At 62.1% G+C, this 23,580-nt stretch carries 23 protein-coding genes; 4 read left to right on the forward strand and 19 right to left on the reverse strand.

The annotated features are described in order from the left end of the window. From C8K44_RS01655 to C8K44_RS01675, 5 genes are all read right to left on the reverse strand, one after another. A complete protein-coding gene (locus C8K44_RS01655; protein WP_109573998.1) occupies positions 1–849 on the reverse strand; it encodes a carbohydrate ABC transporter permease in 849 nt (282 codons plus the stop codon). Further along, positions 849–1,772, reverse strand: a complete 924-nt coding sequence (locus C8K44_RS01660) for a sugar ABC transporter permease (protein ID WP_109574069.1) — start codon at positions 1,770–1,772, stop codon at positions 849–851. Before C8K44_RS01660 ends, C8K44_RS01655 begins: the two co-directional genes overlap by 1 nt. Positions 1,773–1,944: 172 nt before the next feature. Continuing rightward, complete coding sequence (locus tag C8K44_RS01665) at positions 1,945–3,222, reverse strand: sugar ABC transporter substrate-binding protein (protein WP_109573999.1); 1,278 nt, start codon at positions 3,220–3,222, stop codon at positions 1,945–1,947. A 29-nt stretch (positions 3,223–3,251) separates the two neighbouring features. Then, positions 3,252–4,442 (reverse strand): PLP-dependent transferase, encoded by a 1,191-nt coding sequence (locus tag C8K44_RS01670; RefSeq protein WP_109574000.1) that lies wholly within the window; start codon positions 4,440–4,442, stop codon positions 3,252–3,254. After that, positions 4,439–5,173, reverse strand: a complete 735-nt coding sequence (locus tag C8K44_RS01675; RefSeq protein ID WP_245417319.1) for a FadR/GntR family transcriptional regulator — start codon at positions 5,171–5,173, stop codon at positions 4,439–4,441. Before C8K44_RS01675 ends, C8K44_RS01670 begins: the two co-directional genes overlap by 4 nt. Positions 5,174–5,304: 131 nt before the next feature. On the opposite strand from C8K44_RS01675, the gene C8K44_RS01680 reads away from it, so the two are divergent. Further along, positions 5,305–6,447 carry an NAD(P)-binding domain-containing protein gene (locus C8K44_RS01680; protein ID WP_109574002.1) on the forward strand — a complete coding sequence of 381 codons (1,143 nt, stop codon included), beginning with the start codon at positions 5,305–5,307 and terminating at the stop codon, positions 6,445–6,447. A 7-nt stretch (positions 6,448–6,454) separates the two neighbouring features. On the opposite strand, the gene C8K44_RS01685 is transcribed toward C8K44_RS01680, so the two are convergent. After that, on the reverse strand, positions 6,455–6,823 hold the full coding sequence (locus C8K44_RS01685) for a helix-turn-helix domain-containing protein (protein WP_109574003.1): 369 nt from the start codon (positions 6,821–6,823) through the stop codon (positions 6,455–6,457). Between the two features lie 113 nt (positions 6,824–6,936). On the opposite strand from C8K44_RS01685, the gene C8K44_RS01690 reads away from it, so the two are divergent. The 3 genes from C8K44_RS01690 to C8K44_RS01700 all read left to right on the forward strand — a co-directional run bounded on the left by C8K44_RS01690 (position 6,937) and on the right by C8K44_RS01700 (position 10,068). Further along, on the forward strand, positions 6,937–7,980 hold the full coding sequence (locus C8K44_RS01690; RefSeq protein ID WP_109574004.1) for an LLM class flavin-dependent oxidoreductase: 1,044 nt from the start codon (positions 6,937–6,939) through the stop codon (positions 7,978–7,980). 10 nt (positions 7,981–7,990) lie between these two features. Continuing rightward, complete coding sequence (locus C8K44_RS01695) at positions 7,991–8,647, forward strand: NAD(P)-binding domain-containing protein (RefSeq protein WP_109574005.1); 657 nt, start codon at positions 7,991–7,993, stop codon at positions 8,645–8,647. A gap of 221 nt (positions 8,648–8,868) precedes the next feature. After that, positions 8,869–10,068 carry an NAD-dependent formate dehydrogenase gene (locus C8K44_RS01700; protein ID WP_109574006.1) on the forward strand — a complete coding sequence of 400 codons (1,200 nt, stop codon included), beginning with the start codon at positions 8,869–8,871 and terminating at the stop codon, positions 10,066–10,068. A 34-nt stretch (positions 10,069–10,102) separates the two neighbouring features. Here the strand turns inward: C8K44_RS01700 and C8K44_RS01705 are convergent, their stop codons facing one another. The 13 genes from C8K44_RS01705 to C8K44_RS01770 all read right to left on the reverse strand — a co-directional run bounded on the left by C8K44_RS01705 (position 10,103) and on the right by C8K44_RS01770 (position 23,561). Continuing rightward, on the reverse strand, positions 10,103–10,861 hold the full coding sequence (locus C8K44_RS01705) for an ATP-binding cassette domain-containing protein (protein ID WP_109574007.1): 759 nt from the start codon (positions 10,859–10,861) through the stop codon (positions 10,103–10,105). Beyond that, entirely contained in the window at positions 10,858–11,799 is a 942-nt protein-coding gene (locus C8K44_RS01710) for an iron chelate uptake ABC transporter family permease subunit (RefSeq protein ID WP_245417320.1), read from the reverse strand. Before C8K44_RS01710 ends, C8K44_RS01705 begins: the two co-directional genes overlap by 4 nt. Then, on the reverse strand, positions 11,792–12,745 hold the full coding sequence (locus tag C8K44_RS01715) for an iron chelate uptake ABC transporter family permease subunit (RefSeq protein WP_245417321.1): 954 nt from the start codon (positions 12,743–12,745) through the stop codon (positions 11,792–11,794). The genes C8K44_RS01710 and C8K44_RS01715 overlap by 8 nt, the downstream gene beginning before the upstream one ends. 11 nt (positions 12,746–12,756) lie before the next feature. Continuing rightward, positions 12,757–13,662: a siderophore ABC transporter substrate-binding protein gene (locus C8K44_RS01720; RefSeq protein ID WP_109574009.1), complete on the reverse strand. Its 906-nt coding sequence runs from the start codon at positions 13,660–13,662 to the stop codon at positions 12,757–12,759. Between the two features lie 190 nt (positions 13,663–13,852). Then, entirely contained in the window at positions 13,853–14,137 is a 285-nt protein-coding gene (locus tag C8K44_RS01725; RefSeq protein ID WP_109574010.1) for a DUF2218 domain-containing protein, read from the reverse strand. Positions 14,138–14,471: 334 nt separating this feature from the next. Beyond that, the gene (locus tag C8K44_RS01735) at positions 14,472–15,638 is read right to left on the reverse strand and encodes a hypothetical protein (protein ID WP_109574012.1); all 1,167 of its coding nucleotides are present in this window, start codon (positions 15,636–15,638) and stop codon (positions 14,472–14,474) included. A 46-nt stretch (positions 15,639–15,684) separates the two neighbouring features. After that, positions 15,685–16,914, reverse strand: coding sequence for an amidohydrolase family protein (locus C8K44_RS01740; protein WP_109574013.1), 1,230 nt, complete (start codon positions 16,912–16,914; stop codon positions 15,685–15,687). A gap of 27 nt (positions 16,915–16,941) precedes the next feature. Continuing rightward, positions 16,942–17,922: an oligopeptide/dipeptide ABC transporter ATP-binding protein gene (locus C8K44_RS01745; RefSeq protein WP_109574014.1), complete on the reverse strand. Its 981-nt coding sequence runs from the start codon at positions 17,920–17,922 to the stop codon at positions 16,942–16,944. Further along, on the reverse strand, positions 17,909–18,940 hold the full coding sequence (locus C8K44_RS01750; RefSeq protein ID WP_109574015.1) for an ABC transporter ATP-binding protein: 1,032 nt from the start codon (positions 18,938–18,940) through the stop codon (positions 17,909–17,911). The genes C8K44_RS01745 and C8K44_RS01750 overlap by 14 nt, the downstream gene beginning before the upstream one ends. 69 nt (positions 18,941–19,009) lie before the next feature. Continuing rightward, positions 19,010–19,954 carry a succinylglutamate desuccinylase/aspartoacylase family protein gene (locus tag C8K44_RS01755; protein WP_109574016.1) on the reverse strand — a complete coding sequence of 315 codons (945 nt, stop codon included), beginning with the start codon at positions 19,952–19,954 and terminating at the stop codon, positions 19,010–19,012. 37 nt (positions 19,955–19,991) lie between these two features. Further along, complete coding sequence (locus tag C8K44_RS01760) at positions 19,992–20,834, reverse strand: ABC transporter permease (RefSeq protein ID WP_109574017.1); 843 nt, start codon at positions 20,832–20,834, stop codon at positions 19,992–19,994. 4 nt (positions 20,835–20,838) lie between these two features. Then, a complete protein-coding gene (locus C8K44_RS01765; protein WP_109574071.1) occupies positions 20,839–21,819 on the reverse strand; it encodes an ABC transporter permease in 981 nt (326 codons plus the stop codon). Positions 21,820–22,019: 200 nt separating this feature from the next. Next, positions 22,020–23,561, reverse strand: coding sequence for an ABC transporter substrate-binding protein (locus C8K44_RS01770; RefSeq protein WP_109574018.1), 1,542 nt, complete (start codon positions 23,559–23,561; stop codon positions 22,020–22,022). Positions 23,562–23,580: the final 19 nt, after the last annotated feature.

Below are 23,580 nucleotides of genomic sequence, written 5' to 3' on the forward strand. Positions count from 1 at the left end.
TTATCCTTTGACGGCGCCGGCGGTCAGGCCGGTCACGAGGTAACGCTGCAGGAATGCGAAGAAGATACAGACGGGGATGAGCGCGAGGATCGACGCCGCCATCATCTGCCCCCAGTCGACGGCGAACTTGCCGATGAAGGTGAGCAGGCCAACGGCGAAGGTCTTTTGGCCCTCGCTGGAGATCAGCATCAACGCGAACAACAGCTCGCTCCACGCGGCGGTGAAGACGAAGCCCAAGGTGGCGCCCATGCCAGGCAGGGTCAGCGGAATGATGACGCGGCGCAATGCCTGCAGTCGCGTGCAGCCGTCGATCATCGCTGCTTCCTCGAGGTCCTTCGGGATGCCGTCGAAAAACGACTGCATGAGGAAGGTGGCGAAGGCGGTGTTGAAGGCTGTGTAGATGATGATCAGCCCGGTCAGGCTGTTGGTCAGGCCGAGGTCGCCCATGATGCGGTAGATCGGCGGGATGACCATCACCAGCGGGAACGTCTGAGTGAGCAATAGCGCGATCGCAACCGTCGTCTTACCGTGGAAAGAGAAGCGCGACATCGCGTAGCCGGCGGCCGAGGCAATGACGGTCACGAACAACGCCGTGGTCACCGAAACGACCACCGAGTTGAAGAAATAGAGCGGAAAGTCGGTCGCCTTGAGCACCGTGACGTAATTTTCAAACGTCGTGGCCGAAGGCCACAGCGTAATGCCTTCGGAGTAGAGCAGCGACTGCGGTGTGACTGAAATCTTGAGCGTCCAATAGATGGGAAACAGCGCAAAGATCACATACGCGCCTATGGCGCCGTAGAGACCTATGCCGCCAAGGATCCGCGACGAGTTTGAGCGGCCGGCAATCATCACGAATACCTCGCAAGCGAGCGGCGGATGCCAATGAGCACGATCGCGTAAAGGATGAGCAGAACCAGCAGCAGCACTGCGACGGCCGAGGCGTATCCCTTGTCCAGCGACTTGAAGGCACTGACATAAATGTAAGTCGCGAGCGTGTTGGTCGACCCGGCAGGGCCGCCAGACGTCATGACGAAGATCAGGTCGGCAAAAGTTGCTATCCAGATCGTGCGCAACATGACGGTGATGGCGATGGTGGGCGCAAGGAAAGGCAGCGTGACCTTGGAAAACCGCTGCCATGGCGAAGCGCCGTCGATCGCGGCCGCCTCATGCAGTTCCGAAGGAATCGACTTGAGTGCCGCCAACAAGGTGATGGCGAAGAATGGGACGCCGAACCAGACATTGGCGATGATCGGCCCCCACATGGCGATGGCAGGATCGGACAGGATGTTGGTCGGCTCTGCCTTCAGCCCAAGCGCATAAAGCCAATGCGGCAACGGCCCGACTATGGGGTTGAACAGCCATGCCCAGGTGAGGCCCGAAAGGAAGGACGGGACCGCCCAAGGCAAGAACACTACCGCCTGGACGAGCTTGCGCCCGACAAAGGGGCGGTCGAGCAGCAAGGCTAGCCCGAGGCCAAGGAAAAACTGGAAAAACAGGCTGCCCACTGTCCACCACAAGGTGTTGAAGAGCGCCTGGCCGAGCAATGGATCCGACAGCATCGCCTGATACTGGCCAAGGCCGACATATTCGGACTTGAAGGCGGAGAACTTGCGGAAGGAATAGCTGATGCCGACGATCAGCGGCACCAGCAGCACCGTGACCAGCAGGACCAGCGCCGGGCTGAGATAGAGCCAGGGTTCGAGGCCGGGCAGGGACGAACGTCTGCGCCGCGCCTTTGGGGGAACTCTCAAATCGGTGACTGCTGAGGTCATGGCAATCTGCTTTCGACGCATCGAAAAAAAGCGCCCCCTCGCACGCAAGGCCTCGCATCCCAAGGGGAGAAAAGGCTTGGCGGCGATACCAGCGTGGCCGCTTTGCGGCCGGGCGAGGGGGCAGCAGGGAACAGGATCGGGCGGCGGAGCAACGCTGCTCCGCCGCAGCCGCCTACTTCTTGTTCTTGGCCATCCAGGCCTGCTGTTCCTTGGTCAGGAAGGCCGACCACTCATCGGCAATATCCTTGGCCGTGCGTTGGCCAAGCAGAACCTCCTGCACGTTCTTGACCGACACCTGGTCGTAGAAGTTACCGAGGTTTTCGAGGTGCACCGGCGGGGTCACGAACTCGAACTTGTCAGGATTGTTGAGCTCGTCGAACCAGCCCTTGAACTGCTCGGTCTTGAAGTGGGGATCATCGGCTGCGCTATTGTGGATTGGCAGCACGCCCACTTCCTTGGCCCAGGCAATGTTGTTTGCCGGCGAAAGCAGCGTCGACATCAGTTTCCAGGCGTCTTCCTTGACGTCGGAGTTGGCAAACATCGACCAGCCGGCATAACCGAGCGTCGGGTAGGACTTGCCGGACGGTCCCGCCGGCATCGGCGCAACCGCGAAGTCTTCCGGCTTCATCTTCTCAGCGATGCCAATCAGCGCATCCGGGTCCTGGTCGAGCATGGCGCAAGTGCCGGAATAGAAGCCCGTGACGATCTCGTTGAAGCCCCAGCTCACGCTGTCCTTGGGCGCGTAGCCTGCCTTGTAAATGTCAGCCAGCATCTGCAGGCCCTTGACCGAGCCTTCCTCATTGATCGTCGAGGTGCCGTCCTCGTTGAAGTAGCCGCCCTTGCCGTTGGCGATGTTCATGAACATCTGCACGCCGTTGAAGCCGCCCGGGCCGCCGCGCAGGCAGTAGCCGTATTTGCCGTCGAGCGCAGAAATCTTCTTGTTGGCGTCCATGAACTCGTCGAGCGTCGTCGGCGCATGGTCGAGGCCGGCTTCCTTGAACAGCTTCTTGTTCCAGAACATGGCCCGGAGGTAATAGCCGTAGGGGATCATGTACTGCTTGCCGTCGACCACGGAGCCGAATTGCTTGGCGCGGTCACCGAGCGTTGCGCCATCGCCCCACTTGGCCATGTAGGGTGCGAGGTCTTCGAGCTGGCCGTTGGTGCCGTAGAGGCCGAGCCAGCGCTCGGGCATTTCGACGATGTCGGGCGTGTCGCCCGCCTGTACCATGGTCAGGAACTTTTCGAAGGCCTGGCCCCAGGGCAGCGAGACGAGCTCTACCTTGATGCCTGGATTCGCAGCCTCGAACTCGGCGATCTGCTTCTTGATGAATTCGGTGCGCGGTGGGCTGGTGATGACCTCGACCATCTTGATCGTGGAGTCGGCCAGGGCCGATCCGGCTGAAAGCGCGAGGCCCAGGGCCGTTGCGAACAACAATCCGTACTTCTTCATTCCAATCACTCCCATTCTTGGTCTTGAAGCTATTTTCTTTTTGCACCCTCGAAGGCCCGACTGACGTCGGCCCAGAGATCCTCCACGTTTTCCAGCCCGACATTCAGCCTGATGGTTCGTGGGCTGACCCCGAACCGGCCGATGGAATTGGCACCAGGTGTCTGTTGCAGCGAGGCGAGCGCCGGCACGACGAGGCTTTCGTGGCCGCCCCAGCTGACGCCGATGCGAAACAGCTTGAGGGCATCGGTAAAGGCGGGAACGTCGATGTCTTCGGTGACCTCGAACGAGAACAGGCCGGAATAGCCTGACAGAGTGGCCTTGCCCGGATGATTGGAATAGGCGGGATGGTTGACCCGCTCGACCTGGGCATGGGCCTTCAGCCGCTCGGCGATAGTCAGGGCGCTTTTCATGTGATGCGGCAGGCGAAGCGGCAAGGTGCGCAGGCCACGCAGCAGAAGCCACGCCTCGAAGGGCGACAGTTTGGCGCCGAGATAGGGATAAGTGCGCTCGTTGATGCGGCGGATGTGCTCGGCCGAACCCGCCACCACGCCGGCCACGGTATCGCTGTGGCCACCCAGATATTTCGAGGCCGAATGCATTACGATGTCGACGCCGTGCAGGATGGGCTTTTGAAACAGCGGTGTCGCCCAGGAATTGTCGATGACGGTGACGATCCCTCGGGCCCTTGCCATGGCCGTGAGCGTCTCGAGATCCTGCAGCTCGAACATCATCGAAGTCGGGCTTTCGAGGTAGAGCATGGAAGCGCCCGGAAGTGCCGCGGCAACCGCCTCCGGGTCCGAACCATCGACATAATCGACCTTGATGCCGAGGTGCGGCAAGAGCCGCTCGAACAGGCGATAGGCATCGCCATAGCAGTTGCGAACCGCGACAATGCGCTCGCCCGTGCCGACGAATGCCAGAACGGTGGAGCTGATCGCAGCCATACCACTGGAAAATCCGCGTGCGGCTTCTGCGCCTTCAAGGGCGGCGATCTTGCTTTCGAACTCCATTACGGTCGGGTTGTTGCCGCGCGAATAGATGGGTCGCGCGCTGCGGCCGGCAAAGGTGTCGGCCATGTCGGCATAGTTGTCGAAGGTGAACAGCGAGGTCTGGTAGATCGGCGGGACGACGGCACCACCTGGAAAAGGCTCGTCATGAGCCAGTAAGGTCGCGGCCTCGGCTATGTAGTCACGGTCGAACTGGTTCGAACTGTCGTTCATTTGAGGTCCAGGAGTTTGAGATTGGCCGCGCCGCGACGGAGGTCGTCCTCGACGGTGGCAATGAGTTTCAACGCTTCGGCCCGCGCGCCTTCGGCGTCGTGCGCGACGATCCGCTCATAGAGCTTGCGGTGATATGGAAAGCTGGCATGGCCGAAATCGCGCACGCCGAGCGGATGTTCCCAGAAGCGGTGGAACGCTTCCTGCATAGCCGAGATGATCTGCTCGAACAGTGGGTTGCCCGACACGCGGTAGATCGACTGGTGGAAATCCCAGTCCTCGTCCGACGACATGCCGGCACGGCTGTGGAACGCTTCTTCCATGACCTCAAGCTTCTGCTTGATGAAGGCAAGTTCGGACGGACCGGCACGCAGGGCGCACAGCGCCGCCGCTTCCGCCTCCAGCGCGCGCCTGATCTCTAGCGTGTGCATCAGGCTTTCGAAGTCGTTTCCCGAGGCGAATGTCAGGGGCATGTGCAGCATGTCGCGCGACACCACCCCCTTGAGATAGGTCCCGCTGCCTTGCAGGCGCTCGACCAGGCCGAGCCCTTCCCATCGCGTCAGAGCCTCGCGCACCGTGGTGCGACTGACCTTCAATCGCTCCGACAGCACACGCTCGGTCGGCAGTCGATCACCGGGCTGCAGCTCTTCTTGCATGACGAAATCGGCAAGCGCGTTAAGCACGGCGTCGTCGCGAGCGGTCGTCTGGATCGGTAGCAGGCCGGGGTCGATCAAGGCGGCATCCAATTGGTACAATGGTCTGACCAATTTCTGCACGTACGTCAGTAGATGTCAATTACGCAGCGTCATGTATTACAGGCATGGCAAGCCTTGAAATCCAGGGACCCAGATCTCAGGTTCGGGGGATGGCCACTGAAGAATCAGCATCTGCCGCATCGAAGACGGACGAAGGCACGGAAAGTCGCGATGTTCGCGCCGTCCTCAAGACCGATATCGTCGTCATCGGTGCCGGTCAGGCTGGGCTTTCGTCAGCCTATCATCTCAGGGGGCTCGGCATTGCACCGGGCAAGGGCTTTCTGGTCCTCGACAAGTCGCCGGACTCAGGCGGTGCATGGCAATATCGCTGGCCGTCACTGACGCTGAGCACGGTCAACCGTGTCCACGACCTGCCAGGCATGCAGTTTGCCGACGTCGTCGATGCCGGCCACACCGAAGTGAAGGCCTCCGTCGCGGTGCCTCGCTATTTTGCCGCCTACGAAGAGAAATTCGAATTGCCTGTCTATCGGCCCCTGAGGGTCAAGGTCGTATGCGAACGCAATGAGCGGTTCCGCGTCGAGACCGACCGGGAAACTTTCTCGACGCGTGGCATCATCAATGCCACCGGCACGTGGGAAACGCCTTACATCCCGAACTATCCCGGCGCTGACCGGTTCAAGGGCCGCCAGCTGCACACGCGCGATTACCGCACGGCGGATGAATTCGTCGGCCAGCATGTCATCGTGGTTGGCAGCGGCATATCCGCCCTGCAACTGCTCGACGAGATTTCGCGCGTCACCTCCACCACCTGGGTGACGCGCCGCGAGCCGCAATTCCGCGACACGCCGTTCACCCCTGAGGACGGCCGGGCCGCCGTTGCCATCGTCGAAGACAGGGTCCGGCGTGGTCTTGTGCCCGGTTCGGTCGTTTCTGTCACCGGCATTCCCTGGACGCCCGCACTCGAGGCTGCGCGCGAACGCGGCATCCTCAACAGGCTGCCGATGTTCAGCGAGATCACCGAAGACGGCGTCCGCTGGGCTGACGGCACTGACCAGAAGGCCGACGTCATCTTGTGGTGCACGGGCTTCCGCAGTTCGCTCGATCACTTGGCGCCTTTGCAAATCCGCGAGGACGACGGCGGCATCTTCATGGACGGGCGCCTTGCGACCCGGGTTGCAAAGGATCCGCGCATCCATCTTGTCGGCTACGGGCCTTCCGCCTCGACCATCGGCGCCAACCGGGCCGGCGGAGCCGCAGCGCGGGAGTTGGCCAGCCATCTCGGCCTGATCTGAAGATTGGTCAGGCCGCGTCGCGGTCGAATGTCTGCTGTGCCTTGGCGATGTGCATCTCGTGCTCGATCGCCCAATGCCCCAGTTCTTCCACCGGCCGCCGAAGCGAGTGGCCGAGTTCGGTCAGTTCATAGTCGACGCGTGGCGGTTTTGTAGGGAAGACGGTCCGCTTGATCAGGCCGTCCCGCTCCATGCCCTTCAACGTCAGCGTCAGCATGCGCTGAGAAATCGTACCGATGGCACGCTTGATCTCGTTGAATCGGCGCGGACCATCGCGCAACGCCATGACGATCAACACGCTCCATTTGTCGCCGACCCGCGCCAGGATCTGGCGGACGGGTCTGCACATATCCAGCAGCTTGCTTGGCTCAGGTAACATGTATGTGCCTCCTTGCGTCCATTCAGTCAGTAACAACATTAGGCCAGGTTACGAATATATACTGACGGCGACATAGCTCCACAAGGAGCGCCGCCAGCGAAGGACACAAGAATATGGAACTTGGCGTTTACAGCTTTGGCGATGTCCAGAAGGACCCCGTCACGGGCAAGCTCGGCTCAACGGCGCAAGCCACGCGCAACCTGCTGGAAGCGATCCAGCTGGCCGACCAGGTCGGGCTGGACTATTTTGGTATCGGCGAACACCATACCTATGAAATGCCGGCGTCTGCCGCGACTGTTGTCCTGGGCGCTGCCGCCTCAACGACGAAAAACATCAAGCTCGGAAGTGCTGTCACCGTTCTCAGCACCGACGATCCGGTGCGTGTCTATCAACAGTTCGCGACGCTTGACGCCCTGTCCAACGGCCGTGCGGAGATCACCGCCGGACGCGGTTCGTCGACCGAGTCCTTTCCGCTTTTCGGCCACAGCCTCAACGATTACGACGAGCTGTATGCCGAGAAACTCGACCTGCTGCTGAAGATCAACGAGAGCGAGTCCATCACCTGGAGCGGCAAGTTCCGACCCGCGCTGAACGAGGCGCTGATTGTGCCGCGCCCGGAGAACGGTTCGCTGCCAATCTGGCTGGCGACCGGTGGCAACCCGCATTCATCGGTGCGGGCCGGGTTGCTCGGCCTGCCGATTTCTTACGCCATCATCGGCGGCCAGGCGTCGCGCTTTGCCCCACTCGCCGATCTCTACCGGCGTGCCGCCGCACAGGCCAACATCCCGGAGGCCCAAATCAAGGTCTCCGTCGCTAGCCCGGGCTTCGTCGGCGATGACGCCGCCCAGGCCAAGGAACGCTTCTGGACCCATTGGCATGCGGTGATGGAGTCGCTTGGCAAGATCCGCGGTTTCGCCCCGCCTCCGCGTCATCACTATGACAAGGAAGCCAGCGGTGGCGGCGCGCTGTTTGTCGGCGCCCCTGAAGAAATCGCCGAACGGATCGTCACGCTCCACAAGAGCATCGGTCATATGCGCCAGTTCCTCCAGATGGACGTCGGTCAACTGCCGCAGAAGGAGTTCCTGCGTTCGATCGAGTTGCTAGGCACGCGCGTCAAACCGCTTGTCGACGCAGAACTCGGCGCCGCCAGGAGCTAGGAGAAACAGCATGAAAGCCGCTGACGTTAAGACGATCGGCATCCTCGGCGCGGGCCGCGTCGGCACCGCGCTCGCCCGCCGCGCCATCGCGGCGGGGTACGATGTCAAGATAGCGACATCTAGGCCGCCGGCCGAGATCGGGCTCCTGGTCGAGATCATGGTGCCCGGTGCCAGGGCAGAGACGGCGGAAGCGGTGATCGCGGGCAGCGATGTCGTTGTTCTTGCACTGCCGCTGTCGAAGTACCGCAACCTTCGCCCTGCACTGTTTGCCGGCAAGATCGTGGTCGATGCCATGAACTATTGGGCGCCGACCGACGGCGTCATGTCCGAGTTCGAAGGCGATCGCGCAAGCAGCGAAATCATCCAGGACTACCTGACTGATGCCTTGATCGTGCGCAGCTTCAACCACATGGGCTACCATGAAATCGAAGAAGAGGCGCGGGCCGCTGGGCATCCTGACCGGCGCGCGCTCGCCGTTGCGGGCGACGACGCGCAGGCCCGACGCGTGGTGGCGGCGTTCATCGACCATCTCGGTTTCGACCCGGTCGATGCCGGCGAACTTGCCGCAAGTCGAAGCTTCGTCACGGGAACGCCGATCTTCGGGGCGAGCCTTGACCAGGCGGAAATGACGCGCGTTCTGCAAGGGACGTATGAGCGGGCATATTGATAGAGCATCAGCCCAAGAGGTCGCGCCAGCGCGACCTCCATCAGGCCTTGAAACTGCGTCCAGCTCCGCCACCTAGTTCGCCATAGCGCGCAACTTTCCAAACGAGGAAGCGCCAGGCAACGCGCCTGCTGGTCCTTGCTCCACTGGCTCGTCCTGCCCGGCGGTGTTTATCGCGAGCATCGAGGTCTTCCTCGTCCTTGTCAGACGAAGGGAGATAGGAAATGGCAAAGGTCGTTTGCGTCCTTTATGACGATCCGGTCGACGGTTATCCCACAGGCTATGCGCGGGACGGCCTGCCGAGACTCGACCGCTATCCCGGCGGCCAGACACTGCCTACGCCCAAAGCCATCGACTTTGAACCTGGCATGCTGCTCGGCAGCGTGTCGGGCGAACTGGGCTTACGGAAGTTTCTCGAAGGCGGCGGCCACAGGCTGGTCGTGACATCGGACAAGGATGGTCCGGGCAGCGTTTTTGAACGTGAGCTCGCCGATGCCGAGATCGTCATCTCGCAGCCGTTCTGGCCGGCCTACCTGACCGAGGAGCGGATCACCAAGGCCAAAAGCCTCAAGCTTGCGATCACCGCCGGCATTGGCTCCGACCATGTCGACCTGCAAGCGGCGATGGAGCGCGGCATCACCGTCGCCGAGGTGACTTTTTGCAACTCGATCAGCGTTGCCGAGCATGTGGTGATGATGATCCTGGGGCTCGTGCGCAACTATATCCCGTCTTACGGATGGGTCGTGAAGGGCGGCTGGAGCATCGCCGACTGCGTCGCGCGCTCCTACGATGTCGAGGGCATGCAGATCGGAACCGTTGGTGCTGGCCGGATCGGCAGTGCCGTGCTGCGGCGGCTGAAGCCGTTCGACGTCAAGCTGCACTACACCGACCGCCACCGCCTGCCCGAGGCGGTAGAGAAGGAGTTGGGCGTCAGCTTCCATAAGACGGCAGCCGAGATGGTGCCGGTCTGCGATGTCGTCACGATCAACGCCCCTTTGCACCCCGAGACCGAAAACCTCTTCGACGCGGCGATGATCGCCAGGATGAAACGCGGCGCCTATCTGGTGAACACGGCGCGCGGCAAAATCTGCAATCGCGACGCTGTCGCTCGCTCGTTGGAGAGCGGCCAGCTCGCCGGCTATGCAGGCGACGTCTGGTTCCCGCAGCCCGCCCCCAAGGACCATCCATGGCGATCGATGCCGCATCACGGCATGACGCCGCACATCTCCGGGTCGTCGCTTTCCGCCCAGGCGCGTTATGCCGCCGGCACCCGCGAAATCCTGGAATGCTGGTTCGAAGGCCGGCCGATCCGCGAGGAATATCTGATCGTCGATGGCGGCAAGCTCGCCGGAGCCGGCGCGCATTCCTATAGCGCGGGCGATGCCACACGCGGTTCGGAAGAAGCGGCGCGCTTCAAGAAGTGACTCAGAAACGGGACGAGTTATTCCGCGTCATGGCCTATCGGTGATGTAGAACGAGCGGGGCGCCATCGACGTCGATGACGTCCATGTCGTAGCCGAAGACTTCAGCCAATATTTTGGGCTGCAGCACATCGGCCGGTGACCCGTCGGCAACGATCCGTCCCGCCTTCATCGCCACGATCCGGTCGGCATAGACGGCAGCCTGATTGACGTCGTGCAAGACAACGATGACAGTGCGTTTGTCGTTGTCGGCCGCCGCGCGCAGGTCGCGCATCAGTTGGCGCGCGAAAAGCATGTCGAGATTGTTCAGCGGCTCGTCGAGTAGCATGTAGTCGGTGGCCTGGCAGAAGGCCATGGCGACCATGGCGCGCTGACGCTGCCCGCCGGAAAGCTTGTCGAGGAAACGTTCCGCGAGCGATTCCAGGTCGAACTGGCGCAGCGCCGTGTCGATCAGGATCTTGTCCTGAGCATCGATGCGGCGATTTTGATGGGGAAAGCGGCCGAAGCCGACGAGTTCGCGCACCCTGAGCCGGCTCGCCACGGCCGGGTCCTGACGCAGGATCGCAAGCGTCTGGGCTAGCCTGCGACCGGGCGTGGTGTCGACTGGCAGGCCGTCGACCGATATCGCACCGCTCTGCAACGGTTGCAGACGCGCGATCAGCGACAACAGGCTCGATTTGCCGGCGCCATTGGGTCCGACAAGTGCCGTCACCCCGCCCTTGGGCATGGTCAGCGAAACGTCGCTCAGGATTTGCGTGTCGCCGTACCGGAGCGAAACATTCTTGATCTCGATCATCGCTTGCTCGTTGTGATCAGCATACCCAGGAACGCCAGTCCGCCCACGAATTCGATGACGACACCCAGTGTCGACGCACCACCGAGGACGTGCTGAAGCAGCGTCTGGCCGCCAAGCAGCACGATCACGGCGGTCAGCATCGCGGCTGGCAGCAAAAGGTGATGGCGCCGGCTGTTGATGATGCGCTCGGCGAGCGCAACCACCAGCAGCCCAAAGAAGGTGACGGGGCCAACCAGTGCTGTCGATACGGCCACCAGCGCCGCGACAAGCATCAACAGGCCAGTCAGCGCCCGGGTCCAGTTGACGCCGAGACCTATGGCGCTGTCTGAACCGAGCGCCAGCACGTCGAGCAGATGGCGCTTGCGCCAGGTGATAGCGGCAGCGATCACCGTGACGACGAGCCCGACGACCACCAGGTCGGGACGCACTGTGTTGAAATCGGCGAAGCTCGAAGCCTGGACCACGGCGAACTCATTGGGGTCGATCAGGCGCGCAATCAGGGAAGCGAGGCTGCGAAACAGCACGCCGAGCACGACGCCGGTCAAGAGCAGAAGTCCGACATCGAAGCGACGCCTGAGCATGGGCAGAAACAGCAGCAAGGCCATGACCATCATCAGGCAGGCTTCGCCGGCGAATTTGACACGCGGGTCTAGGGCGACAAATCCGACGCTGCCAAGCGCAACGACCAGCGCCATCTGGCCAAACAGGTAGAGCGCGTCGAGCCCCATGATCTGCGGCGTCAGCACCCGGTTTGCCGTCACGGTCTGGAAAACCACGGTCGAGATGGCGATCGCCACACCGACCTGCACGAGCGTGAGCAGCCGCACCGCGCGCAGCTCGAGCGCGAAGGCGACGTTGCCGCGCAGCCCGACGGTCATGAAAGCGATAGCCGCGGCAAAAGCCAGCGCGCCCAATATCCACAGCCGCTTGTCAGGCACGTTCCGTCCGCCCAAACAGGATCCACAAGAATAGCCCCGAACCGACCACGCCGAGCACGGTGCCGACGGGAATTTCGTAAGGGTAGCGAATGACGCGGCCGACGATGTCGCAAGCGAGCACCAGTGCCGCGCCAGAAACGGCGACCCAGGGCAGGGCGCTCCTCAGGTTGTCGCCCATCAGCCTGGACACCAGATTGGGCACCACCAGGCCGACAAACGGGATCATGCCGACCACGACCACCGCCAGTGACGAAATCACCGCGACCATGACCAGCCCGAGCTGGACGATGCGCTGATAGTTGAGCCCGAGCCCGACGCTGACCTCACGCCCCATTGACACGATCGTCAGCCGGTCGGCGATCCACCAGGCAAGCGCGACCATGGCGGCGAGAATCCACAAAAGTTCGTAGCGCCCGCGCAGCACGCCGGAGAATTCGCCATTGGTCCAGATATCGACATATTGCAGCAGATCCGCCTGCCAGGCGATGAAGGTCACGGCCGCGCCAATGACCCCGCCATAGACCAGACCAAACAGCGGAATGAGAAAAGGCTGTGTCGGCGGCAGCCGGTGTGCGATGGACAGGAACACGGACGTGCCGGCAAGGGCAGTGGCGCTGGCGGCGAGCGTCTTCACGCCGATCGACGCCGATGGAAACAGCATGGTCGCCGCCAGGATGCCAAGTGCTGCACTTTGGCCAGTTCCGGTCATTGTCGGTTCGACAAACCGGTTACGCGCCAAGATCTGCAGTACGAGGCCGGCAATCGCGAGCCCAGCACCGGCGAGAACAGCCGCCAGCGTCCGGGGCAGCCGGCTGACCAGCAGCAGCTCAAGCGCTGCGGCATCGGCGAAGATCTTTTCGAGTGAGAAATCGTCGACGCCGACGCAAAGGCTCAGTGCGAAAAGCCCGGCCATGCTGGTGGCGACCACCAACCTGGCGCTGGGCATTGCCGTTGCCATCACTGCGCCTTGGCGAAGGCTTCTTCGATTGCCTTGAGGACCCGTTGGGTGGACTGAACGCCGCCAGCCGCGATGTAGAAGTCGGACGAGGGCAGGTAGATCACCTGGCCCTTTTTCCAGGCCGTGGTCTGTGCCACCAGTTCGTTGTCGAGGGTGGCTTTTGCGCCTTGCTCGCCGGAGCCGATAGCAGCGGCGCGGTCGAGCACGAGAAGCCAGTCGGGATTGGCCTTGCTGATGAACTCGAACGAGATCGCCTCGCCATGGGTTGCCGCTTCAACGTCGGCTACGGCAGGCTGGAGGTCGAGCGTCTTGTGCAGCCAGCCGAAGCGCGAGCCTGCGCCATATGCGGTGATCTTTGGGCCGTTTGTCATCAGGATCAGGCCCGTGCCCTTGCCTTTCACGGCCTGCCGTGCAGCTTCCACGGTGGCATCCAGTTCCTCGGCGGCAGCTGCAGCCTCATCGGCCTTGGCAAAGAGTGCGCCATAGGCGGCGAGGCGCTCCTTGGCCTGGGCAACCAGGTCATCGCCATTCATCGTCATGTCGATGGTGGGGGCAACGCGCGAGGTTGCTTCGACCTGGGTCGACGAACGTCCACCGACGATCACGAGGTCGGGCGCAAGCGCGTTCAATGCCTCGAGATCCGGTTCGAACAGCGTGCCGACGACAGTGGCACCCTTGGCGACATTTGCAAGTTCGGGAACGAACAGCTTGTTCGGGACGCCGGCCGGCTGGATACCAAGGCGGGTCAGCGTGTCAATGGCAGCGATGTCGTAGACGGCAATCTTGGCCGGAACCTTGTCAATGGTCTTTGGACCTGTTGCGGTTTGAATTTCAGCCGCAAACGCAGGTGCCGTGGCTATCGCAAGGGCGGCCACAAGATTTGCCAGGACCCGAACATACTTCATGCTTTGTCTCCGTCTATGCCTGATGGCGCTGGTTTCGTAAAACCTTCGTGAAACACTCTTGTTTTGCGCTTACCAGAAGCCGCCTGTGCAAAACAAGACTTGGGCAGGTGTTCACGGACACTTTATTGCCAATGGGCCTTATCGCTGTGGGCGGCGACCGGGTCGCACGCGCTCTCCGAGCCAAGGAACCTCAGGCGCTCCAGGCGATGGCGCGGCCAGGTTCGCGGAAAGCAAAGCGGATGAGATGATCGTCGATCACCGCTTTCGTGCGCGTAAGCTGCTCGGCATCCGGCGCAACCACATGGATCGTCAGAACCGCATCGTCGGCGTCGAGCACGGCGTTGCCGAATGGAAAGTGGCACTCGCCATGACGATCAGCGTAGGCAACCTCGATCTTGTGAGCGAAATGCTTGCAGAGCTGGGTGAGATATTTGGCGCCGTGCTCGGTCTCGAAGCGTCCCGTCGATTCAACCATGATGTCTTATCCGTCTTTGACCTGTCCACGCGAACGGCAGGCTAGGTGACCCAAATAAGACGGCCTCTAACATTGTTGAGTATTACAATCAAGAAAATGGGGAAGCACCGCGTCGTCGGCGAAAGTCATGGCGCGATTTCGCGCTCGACGGACGCGTGGGGATGCTCTCCTGCACGTGAACCCGCTGTCGCCAAAATCCGCGTGTCGCGACGGCGTTCATTATCGTGGAGCCGGAGGACACACTGCCAATGTCCGGCACCAACTCAATCTGCATCCTGCTCGAAAGCAGCATCCTGCCGATGCATCAGGATGACGTTGGCCATGAGGCGGGCAGCTATTGATCCCAGAAGGTGCGAAGCGTCGTCGGCGTGTGCATGTTGGCATAGAGATAATGCCAGAATTCGGCGCGGCGCTCGCGCCCGACCGTCTTCCACACATCGTGCACGGCAACTTCACCGCACCAGTAGGCATAGACAAAGGGGGCGCGCAAATTGTGGTGCAGGAAAGAGAGGCGCCCCTTCACCGTCTCATGGTCCTGGAACCCGGCTTCGGCGATGATTGGAGCGATGTCATCGAGCCCCATGTTCTGGGCGTGCATCATCCAGGCCGCGTTGCAGCGCAGTGCGCTTCGCAGCCGTTGCAATGCGACGGCTAGCTCATCGGCTGGCGTGTCGACCCAGTCGAGGAAAAACAGGCCATTGTCGGCGATGCCCTCGAAAAGCGCACTGCTTGCCGAACTCGTCACCACCTGCGCGCCGTCGAGCGGCATGCTGCCTTCTGCGACGTAGCGCTGTCGCAAGGCAAGATGCACCAGATGTCCCGGAAATGCTTCGTGACAGGCCAGATGTTTCAGCGCGTAAGGGGTATAGGGAAAGTCCAGATTGAGCAGAAGCTGCCGCCCCGGATAGTCGCAATAGGCCGAGAACGGCACGTTCTGGACCGCCACCGGTTCAAGCCATTCCTGGCCCATCTCGTACATCAGTGCGCTGGTGCGCCGGCGCGCCTCCTCGCCGTAACCACGCAGCACGTCGAGGACGGCGCTTGGGGCGACCCGATTGTCCAGCTCCCACCGGCGAACTTCCTCGCTCAGCGATGTGCCGCGATAGCCGAGTTCATCCAGCCCTTCCCTGATCGTTGCGCGGTAGCCGTCCAGGATCGACTGGCGCACCATCTGGGTATCGACGCCGATTTGACGGCGCACCCGGTCGGCGAAGGAAATCTCCCGTTCCTGAAACGTCACCAGCAGCGTTTGAAGCGAGTCGATCATTTCGCTGAGATAGCTCTGCCGTAGCGCACTCGTAGCCTCATGCGGCAGGCGGGCGTTCAGTCCGTGAAGGGCCTGAACCGCCTCGTCATAGCCGCGAAGGGTGGCCGGCTCGACCTCGGCGACGGCAACCGGAACGAGGCCCTCCCTGTCGAGGAAGCCGTCGCTTCGCGGCGTGTTGCGGTAGAGCTGGTCTATGCCCGCCGTGATCGCGGCCAGTTCTTTTCCCAACTGCATGACATGTCTCACAATCTGGTGGCGGGCATTGCCGGCCGGGTTGGAACTAGAGCAGGCGGTTCTTGACGAACCGGCCATTGGCCATGATGGCGCTCATATGCGCGCCATCATCCTGAAGCAGGGCGATGTCGCTCAGCGGGTCCCCATCGACGACGAGCAGATCGGCAAAGGCACCCGGTGCGACCACGCCGACTTCCAGCCGGCAAAGCTGGGCGCCAACGATCGTTGCCGAACGGATGATCTCGGCTGGCGTCAGCACCTTGGCGAGCAGCTCGAACTCCATGCAGTGATACTTGCGCAACTGGCCGAGCAGGTCGGAGCCGAAGGCCATCGGCAGGCCTGCGTCACGCATGATCTCGAGCGAGCGCAGGCCTCCCTGGCGCACCACCTCGATCTTGGCGAATTCGGCCTCGCCAAGGCCTAGCTCTTCGCCGTCGAGCGCGAGCGCGTCGTAGGCGACCAGCGTCGGAACGGCAATGCAGCCTCGTTCCGCCGCAAGCTTGGCGGTCTCGGCCGTGATCAGATTGCAATGCTCGAGCGAGTGGACGCCCAGTTCGACGACACGGCGAATGGCGGCATCGGTATAGACGTGGGCCGAAACATAAAGGCCCGCGTTCTCCGCTTCCTCCACGATCGCTGCCATTTCATCTCGTGAGAACTGCAGCGAGTGGATCGGATCATTGGGCGAAGAGACCCCGCCATTGGCCATGACCTTGATGAAGCGCGCGCCGCTTTTGATCATTTCGCGCGATACCCGGCGAACGTCATCGACACCATCGACAAGAATACCCATCGACCCGAGGCGGTCGGACATGATGCCCGGACGATCGTCGGTGCGTTGGCGCAAGTCACAGTGTCCGCCGGTCGTCGACAGACCCTTGCCGCAGATCACCAGTCTTGGGCCATCGATCAGGCCTTCATCCACGGCGCGCACCAGTCCGTGGTCGGCGCCACCAAGGTCGCGGAGCGTAGTGAAGCCGCGCATCAGCGCCTCGTTCATCACGCGTGCAGAGCGCAATGCCGCGAGTGACGAAGGAGCGATGGCGTTTGACCAGAGGTCGAGGGATTCAGCCACGACATGGACATGGCAGTCGACCAGGCCCGGCATCAGCGTCCTGCCGCCCAGCGCGACCTCGACAGCCCCGGCGGGCGCCGGGATGGACGAAGCGACCTCAAGAATCCTGCCGTCACGCACAAGCACGGACAGGCCGTCGAGCAGGACGCCCTTGGCGGCATCGAGAACCTTGCCGCCGGTGAAGATGTAGGTCTGGGTCATGGGATCATTTCAGCAGGTTAAAGGTGGCTATCGGTGATGGCAGGCCAGCGAGCGGCCATCGTCGCGCAGGCTCAGTTGCGGTTCGCTCTCGCGGCAGGCATCCGTCGCAAGCGGGCAGCGCGTGTGAAACGAGCAGCCGGAAGGCTTGTTCGTGGCGCTTGGAATATCGTCGTTCGACGCCTTGAACTGATGACGGTTGCGCGGATCGAGCGACGGTGCCGAGCCTATGAGAAGCTCTGTGTAAGGGTGCGAGGGGTTGGCGAAGATCGCTGTCTTGTCGGCGATCTCGACAATCTTGCCAAGATACATGACCGCCACGCGATGGGAGAGATACTCGACGACACCGAGGTCATGCGAAATGAAGAGGAAGGCGACGCCAAGGTCGCGCTGCAGGTCAGATAGCAGATTGAGGATCTGCGCCTGCACCGAAACGTCCAGTGCTGAAACCGGCTCGTCGCAGACGATGATGTCAGGGTTCAGCGCAAGAGCGCGCGCAATTCCGATACGCTGGCGCTGTCCACCAGAAAACTGATGCGCGAAATTGTTGGCCTGATCGGGGCGCAGCCCGACGCGCTCCATGAGTTCAGCGACGCGCGCATCGCGCTCGGCCCGCGTGCCGACCTGATGGATGTCGAGCGGCGCGCGGATGATGTCGCGCACGCGGTGCCGCGGATTGAGCGACGAGAACGGATCCTGAAAGATGATCTGCACGCGTTTGCGGTAGGATTTGAGAGCCGCACCGCGAAAGTCACGAACTGTTTGGCCGTCGAACTCGACCTGGCCCCCGGTGGGTTTGAGCAGCCCGAGCAGGGCGAGCCCGGTGGTGGATTTGCCGCAGCCGGACTCACCTACCAAGCTTAGCGTTTCGCCGCGCCGTAATGAAAAGCTTACGCCATCCACCGCCCGTACGGCGCCGACCACGCGATTGAGTACGCCCTTGCGGATCGCAAAGTGAACCTTGAGGCCATTGACCGTCAGCAGCGGTGCGGATCCGTCAGCCGTTTGCATGAGTGACCTCCCAGCAGGCGGCAAAGTGGCCCGGCTGCTTTTCTTCGAATTCCGGTCGTTCTTGATGGCAGCGCGACACAGCCTTGGGGCAACGCGGGGCAAAGGCGCAGCCCTTGGGTAGGTCCCAAAGCGGGGGGACGGTTCCCGTTATGTCGACCAGCCGGCTACCGACTTTGGCACCCGCGTGCGAGCGTGGAATGGCGCCAAGCAGGCCGAGCGTATAGGGATGCATCGGATTGTCGAAGAGATCGTTGGCTGACGCCTCCTCGATCCGACGCCCGGCATACATCACCACGACGCGATCGGCGATCTCGGCGACGACTCCGAGGTCATGGGTGATCATCACCAGGGCGGTGCCAAGCCGTTTCTGCAGGTCGGAAATGAGCCCGAGTATCTGTGCCTGGATGGTGACATCGAGGGCGGTGGTTGGTTCGTCCGCAACAAGGATGCGGGGTTCGCATACCAGGGCGAGGGCGATCATGGCGCGCTGGCGCATGCCGCCGGAAAGTTCGTGCGGATATTGCCGGGCCCGGCGCTGCGGATCGGGCATCTGCACGAGGCGCAGCGCCTCGACAGCGCGATCGAACGCGGCACGACGGCCAAGCTTGCGGTGCTGGCGCACGGCTTCGGCGATCTGCTCGCCGATGGTCAGAACAGGGTTGAGTGCTGTGAGCGGCTCCTGGAAGATCATGGCGATCTTTTCGCCGCGATAGTCCTCGACGGTTCGCTGGTCGAGGGCAAGAAGATCGACCCCGTCGATCTCGATCTTGCCGCCAGTGACGCTCGCGGCTTCAGGAAGCAGCCTTAGCAACGACAAAGCCGTCATCGACTTGCCGCAACCGGACTCGCCCACGATGCAGACAGTTTCGCCCGGCGCGACCGACAGAGCCATGTCGGACACCACTGCAAACGAACCTTGTCCGGTTCGAATGCGGATCTCCAGACCGCTGACCGTCAGGATAGGCTGATCGGGCCTGCCGGAGGCTGGCTGAGAACTGACGGCTGACGTGTGGCTCATCTTGCTTCGTTCCTTGTTGGTGAGCGGGAGCGCGTGAGGTGCGCTCCCGCTTGCCGGAGCTTCCCCCAGTCAGTCGGTGGCGCTTTCCATGTTGCCGACCATGAAGCCATAGTCGCCGGACTCGACCAGATTGCGCGACAGATGCGAGAGGATCATGATCCCGTTGTCGTAAGGGGTCGGGATTTCTTCCAGCGTCTGGAACGAATAGGGGCTGACGACGCGGCCAAGCAGCTCGCCCTTCTTGATCGTCGCGCCAAGTGCCGGGCACAGCGGCTCGAGCCAACCGCCCTGAGTCGGGCGGATGCCGGCGATTTCATTGACGACGATCTGCTTGGGCTGCGGCTTGACGTCGCCTGGGATGACGCCCTTGTGGCGCAGCATGTTGAGCACGCCGTCGACGGTGCGCTGGACATAGGGCGTCTGATCGACGATGCCGCCGCCCAGCTCCACAACAACCGACGAGATGCCGCGCTTGTCGACAGTCACGGCCTTGGTGGTGCCGTCAAATGAAGTCCCTTCCTTCGAAGCGGTCGGGCGATAGAGAACCGTCGAGCCGAAGGCGCGCGACAACGGTTCGTCATTCAGGATGTAGACGTAGTCCACCGTCGGCCGGTCGGTGCCCGAATGCAGATCGATATGCAGGTCGATCTTTTCCAGGAAATGATCGCTGATCGCCTTGGCCATCTGCTGGCTGTAGGTGCCGCTGGCATTGCCCGGGAACTCACGATTGAGGTTGAGTTCGTCAAGTGGGGTGAAGCGGCGATTGAGCGCCATGGCGCGTGGGTTGGCTACTGGAAGCATCCGGATGCGACCCTTGAGTGGCGTATCCATCAGCACCCGGAAAAGCTCGAGCATGGCCTGCGAACCAGCGTTTTCATTGCCGTGGATCGAAGCTGACAGACCAATGGTCGGGCCATCTTGTTCACCGACCAGCTCGTTCATGAACAGCACGGCGTTGCTGCCGTCGGCATGGGTGGTGAATTTGGGCGTCAGCACATTGATTTGTTTGACCATTTTGATTTTCCTTGCATGTAGGATTTGAGAGGATGGGTCAGGACTTGCCGCCGCCGCGCGAGAGCTGGCGAGGGTCGAGGACGTCCCTGAGGCCGTCGCCGAGAAGGTTGAACCCGAGCACGGTGATCATGATGGTCGCGCCCGAAATGATGGACAGCCATGGCTCGTCACGAATGAACTTCGTGCCATAGGCGAGCGTCCATCCCCAGGTAGGCGTGGGGGGCGGCAGGCCGAAGCCGAGGAAGCTCAAGGCGGATTCGGCGATGATGGCTGTTCCCAGACCAAGCGACGCCAGCACGATGATCGGGCCGAGGGCGTTGGGCAGGATTTCCTTGAACAGGATGCGGGAAGGACGAGCGCCGAGCGCGCGCGCCGCCTGGACGTAATTCTGTTCGCGCAGAACCAAGGTCGTGGCACGAACGACGCGCGCATACTCGGTCCAGGCAACCACGATCAGCGCGAGTGCCACGTTCATGACGCCTGGCCCGAGAATGGCAACGATGGCCAATGCCAGCACGATTGCCGGTACGCCCAGGAAAATGTCGGTGATCCGCATCAGCACCAGATCGACCCAGCCGCCAAAATAGCCGGCGACCAGCCCAACGATCGTGCCGATGATGACGGAGCAGACAACGGCGATGATGGCGATGGTGAGCGAGACACGCGCACCCCAGATCAGACGAGACCACAGGTCGCGCCCGAAATTGTCGGTGCCGAGCAGATGCTGGAACGACGGTCCCGCGAAGCGGTTGCGCATGTCCATTTGTTCCACGCCATGCGTAGCAATGGCGGGTGCGAAAATCGCCAACAGAACGATCGTCAAGGTAATTGCGGCGCCAACAACCAGGGATGTGTTGCGAAGGGCTTTGGGTAGCTGCATCGGATTATCCCAGGCGAATGCGCGGATCGACGGCCGCGTAGAGGAGATCGACGATCAGATTGACCAGCGCGAAGATGATCGCGAAGGTCAGAACGATGCCTTGGATGAGCGGCAGGTCGCGCTGCGAGATCGCCGAGATGGTCAGCTGACCCAGTCCCGGCCAGGCGAAGATGGTTTCGGTCAAAACCGCGCCGCCGAGAAGCGCACCGAAACGCAGGCCAATGACGCTGAGCACGGGCAGCAGCGCGTTGCGCAATGCGTGACGGACAATGACGCGTGGCCGGCGTAGGCCCTTGGCATAGGCGGTGCGGATGAAATCCTCGCGCAGGATTTCAAGCATCGACGTCCTGACAAGGCGCGAGATGATGGCGGCGGAATTGACCGCGAGCGCGAATGCGGGCAGCGCGATATGAGAAAGAGACTTGATCAGCACCTCGGGCCGGCCGGAAAGGGCCGCCGCCAGAGCGTCGAGCAACGGCTCGCCTCGACCGATGGCCGGCAGCCAGCCGAGATTGACGGCAAACAGCAGCATCAGCAGCAGGCCGAGCCAATAGACCGGCATCGAAACGCCGAGCTGGGCGAGTAGCATCGTTGCGGTGTCGATGATCGACCCCTGCCAGATCGCCGAGATCACGCCGAGCACCAGGCCCAGGATCGTGGCCAGCACAAGCGAGACCACGGCCAGTTCGATCGTTGCGGCCAGGCGACCGGCGATGATGGTTGAAACCGGCTGGCTCTGGAAGATCGACTGTCCCATGTCGCCATGTGCGAGTGCCGCGAAATAGTCCCACAGCCTGATGTACCAGGGATCGTCCAGCCCCAGATTGGCGCGCAGCGTGGCGATGGCTTCCGGCGTCGCTTCCTGTCCGAGCAGTACGGAGGCTGGATCGCCGGGAATGATCAGCAGCAATGCAAAAGTCACCACCACCATGCCTATGGCCAGCGGGATCAGCAGCAGCAGCCGGCGTATGATATAGGCGATCATGTGGTCGGTCCCTTTGTCCGAAGCCATTTGAAGGCGGTTTGTCCGGCCATCAGGCGACGACCATTGCGTACTTTAGCGTGCGGCGTGAAGCAGCCATTCCCGCTCCCGTGCAGCACTTGGGCGACGGGTTTCGCAGATGTGCCGCTCGCCAAGGAAGCGGTCGGCCAACGCGCCTGAGCGATGTTGGCCGACCCATCGGCTTAGTCGTTGAGGCCGATCAGGCCGCGCAGATAGCCGCGCGGGGTCGCCTGGACCTCGGTTGGCAGGTCCTTCTGGTAGAACATCTGGTAGCCCTGATCGGAAATGACGAAATAGGGCAGGTCGCTGGCCAGAATGGTCGCCGCCTTCTGGTAGACTTCGGTCCGCTTGGCCTGATCAAGGGTCGAACGCCCCTCGTTGAGCAGCGTGTCTACTTCCGCGTTGGAATAACCACCCCAATTGGTAGGCCCGCCAGTGGTGAACTGGGCGTACATCAGGCGATCCGGATCGACGATGTTAAGCCAGCCGAGCAGGGCGATCTGGTGTTTGCCTTGCTGCACATAGTTGGTGGAGAAGCTCGGCCAGTCGGAGATTTGCGCCTTTGCTTCCACGCCCGCCTGCTGGAATACTGCCTGCATGAACTCGAGCGCCTGAACCCGGTTCGGGTCCTCGCTGTGCGTGGCAAGCGTGATCGTGAGCGGCTTGCCGTCCTTGTCCAGGATGCCGTCGCTGTTGGTGTCCTTCCAGCCGAGTTCGTTGAGAAGCTTCACTGCGCCCTCGACGTTGAAGGTCGGCTGCTTGATATCGGCCGAATAGGCCCAGGACGAAGGTAGGATCAGGGATGAGGCAACCTGGTCGACGCCCTGGTAGATGTCGTTGACAATGGTCTGCTGGTCGACCAGCATCGACAGGGCCTGCCGCATCTTGGGATCGGCAAGCAGCGGGTCCTTCGCATTGAAGTTGAGGTAGGTAACCCCGAGCCCGGCCATCTTGACGTTGCCGAAGCGGTCGTCGCCGGCAAGGCGCGTAATGTCCTGCGGCGAAAGCGGCGACTGGATGACATCTAGGTCGCCCGCTTCAAAGGCCTGCGCGCGAGCCGAATTGTCGCCGATCACCTTGAGGGTGACCTTGTCGATGGACGGGGCGCCGCGCCAGTAGTCCGGGTTGGCCTCCAGCGTGATGTCGCTGCCGCGGTTCCAGGAGGCGAGCTTCATCGGACCAGCGCCGACCGGCTTGGTCGAGATGTCCTGTCCGCTTTCGGCGGCCTTCTTCGAGATGATGCCGACATCGAGATAGGTGAGCAGCGGCGCGTACGGAGCTGCCAACTCGAACTTGACGGTCTGCGCATCGACAGCGGTGACCGCCTTGACCGGCGTGAACAGGGCACGGATCGGCGAGCTGAAGTCCGGATTGAGCAAGGTCGAATAGGTAAAGACAACGTCGTCGGCCGTCAGAGGCGAGCCGTCGGAAAATTTCAGTCCGGGCCTAAGCTTGAAGATGAACGTCTGCGGATCTGGCGTCTCCCAGCTTTCGGCCAGGTCGGGAACCGGTTCCAGCTTCGGCGTGATGTGTACCAGGCCGGCATAGACCAGATCGGCGACACGGTATGCGGTGGAGTCGCGGGCCAGACGCGGGTCGAGCGTGCCGGCGTCAACGTCGGTGCCCACGACAAGGGTTCCCGCCGCCTGCGCCGAAAAGGATCCGCCGGAAAATACCGCCAGTGCCAGCCCGACAGCGCTTACAGTCGATAGTAACGTTTTCATTCCCCAACCTTCTTGTTTT

Origin of the sequence: Aminobacter sp. AP02 (assembly GCF_003148805.1) — a bacterium.
Taxonomy (GTDB): Bacteria; Pseudomonadota; Alphaproteobacteria; order Rhizobiales; family Rhizobiaceae; genus Aminobacter.

Excerpts from the sequence above, each read along its gene's own strand:
- C8K44_RS01655 (WP_109573998.1), bottom strand. The coding sequence starts at position 849 with ATGATTGCCGGCCGCTCAAACTCGTCGCGGATCCTTGGCGGCATAGGT.
- C8K44_RS01660 (WP_109574069.1), bottom strand. The coding sequence starts at position 1,772 with ATGACCTCAGCAGTCACCGATTTGAGAGTTCCCCCAAAGGCGCGGCGC.
- C8K44_RS01665 (WP_109573999.1), bottom strand. The coding sequence starts at position 3,222 with ATGAAGAAGTACGGATTGTTGTTCGCAACGGCCCTGGGCCTCGCGCTT.
- C8K44_RS01670 (WP_109574000.1), bottom strand. The coding sequence starts at position 4,442 with ATGAACGACAGTTCGAACCAGTTCGACCGTGACTACATAGCCGAGGCC.
- C8K44_RS01680 (WP_109574002.1), top strand. The coding sequence starts at position 5,305 with ATGGCCACTGAAGAATCAGCATCTGCCGCATCGAAGACGGACGAAGGC.
- C8K44_RS01685 (WP_109574003.1), bottom strand. The coding sequence starts at position 6,823 with ATGTTACCTGAGCCAAGCAAGCTGCTGGATATGTGCAGACCCGTCCGC.
- C8K44_RS01690 (WP_109574004.1), top strand. The coding sequence starts at position 6,937 with ATGGAACTTGGCGTTTACAGCTTTGGCGATGTCCAGAAGGACCCCGTC.
- C8K44_RS01695 (WP_109574005.1), top strand. The coding sequence starts at position 7,991 with ATGAAAGCCGCTGACGTTAAGACGATCGGCATCCTCGGCGCGGGCCGC.
- C8K44_RS01700 (WP_109574006.1), top strand. The coding sequence starts at position 8,869 with ATGGCAAAGGTCGTTTGCGTCCTTTATGACGATCCGGTCGACGGTTAT.
- C8K44_RS01705 (WP_109574007.1), bottom strand. The coding sequence starts at position 10,861 with ATGATCGAGATCAAGAATGTTTCGCTCCGGTACGGCGACACGCAAATC.
- C8K44_RS01715 (WP_245417321.1), bottom strand. The coding sequence starts at position 12,745 with ATGCCCAGCGCCAGGTTGGTGGTCGCCACCAGCATGGCCGGGCTTTTC.
- C8K44_RS01720 (WP_109574009.1), bottom strand. The coding sequence starts at position 13,662 with ATGAAGTATGTTCGGGTCCTGGCAAATCTTGTGGCCGCCCTTGCGATA.
- C8K44_RS01725 (WP_109574010.1), bottom strand. The coding sequence starts at position 14,137 with ATGGTTGAATCGACGGGACGCTTCGAGACCGAGCACGGCGCCAAATAT.
- C8K44_RS01735 (WP_109574012.1), bottom strand. The coding sequence starts at position 15,638 with ATGCAGTTGGGAAAAGAACTGGCCGCGATCACGGCGGGCATAGACCAG.
- C8K44_RS01740 (WP_109574013.1), bottom strand. The coding sequence starts at position 16,914 with ATGACCCAGACCTACATCTTCACCGGCGGCAAGGTTCTCGATGCCGCC.
- C8K44_RS01745 (WP_109574014.1), bottom strand. The coding sequence starts at position 17,922 with ATGCAAACGGCTGACGGATCCGCACCGCTGCTGACGGTCAATGGCCTC.
- C8K44_RS01750 (WP_109574015.1), bottom strand. The coding sequence starts at position 18,940 with ATGAGCCACACGTCAGCCGTCAGTTCTCAGCCAGCCTCCGGCAGGCCC.
- C8K44_RS01755 (WP_109574016.1), bottom strand. The coding sequence starts at position 19,954 with ATGGTCAAACAAATCAATGTGCTGACGCCCAAATTCACCACCCATGCC.
- C8K44_RS01760 (WP_109574017.1), bottom strand. The coding sequence starts at position 20,834 with ATGCAGCTACCCAAAGCCCTTCGCAACACATCCCTGGTTGTTGGCGCC.
- C8K44_RS01765 (WP_109574071.1), bottom strand. The coding sequence starts at position 21,819 with ATGATCGCCTATATCATACGCCGGCTGCTGCTGCTGATCCCGCTGGCC.
- C8K44_RS01770 (WP_109574018.1), bottom strand. The coding sequence starts at position 23,561 with ATGAAAACGTTACTATCGACTGTAAGCGCTGTCGGGCTGGCACTGGCG.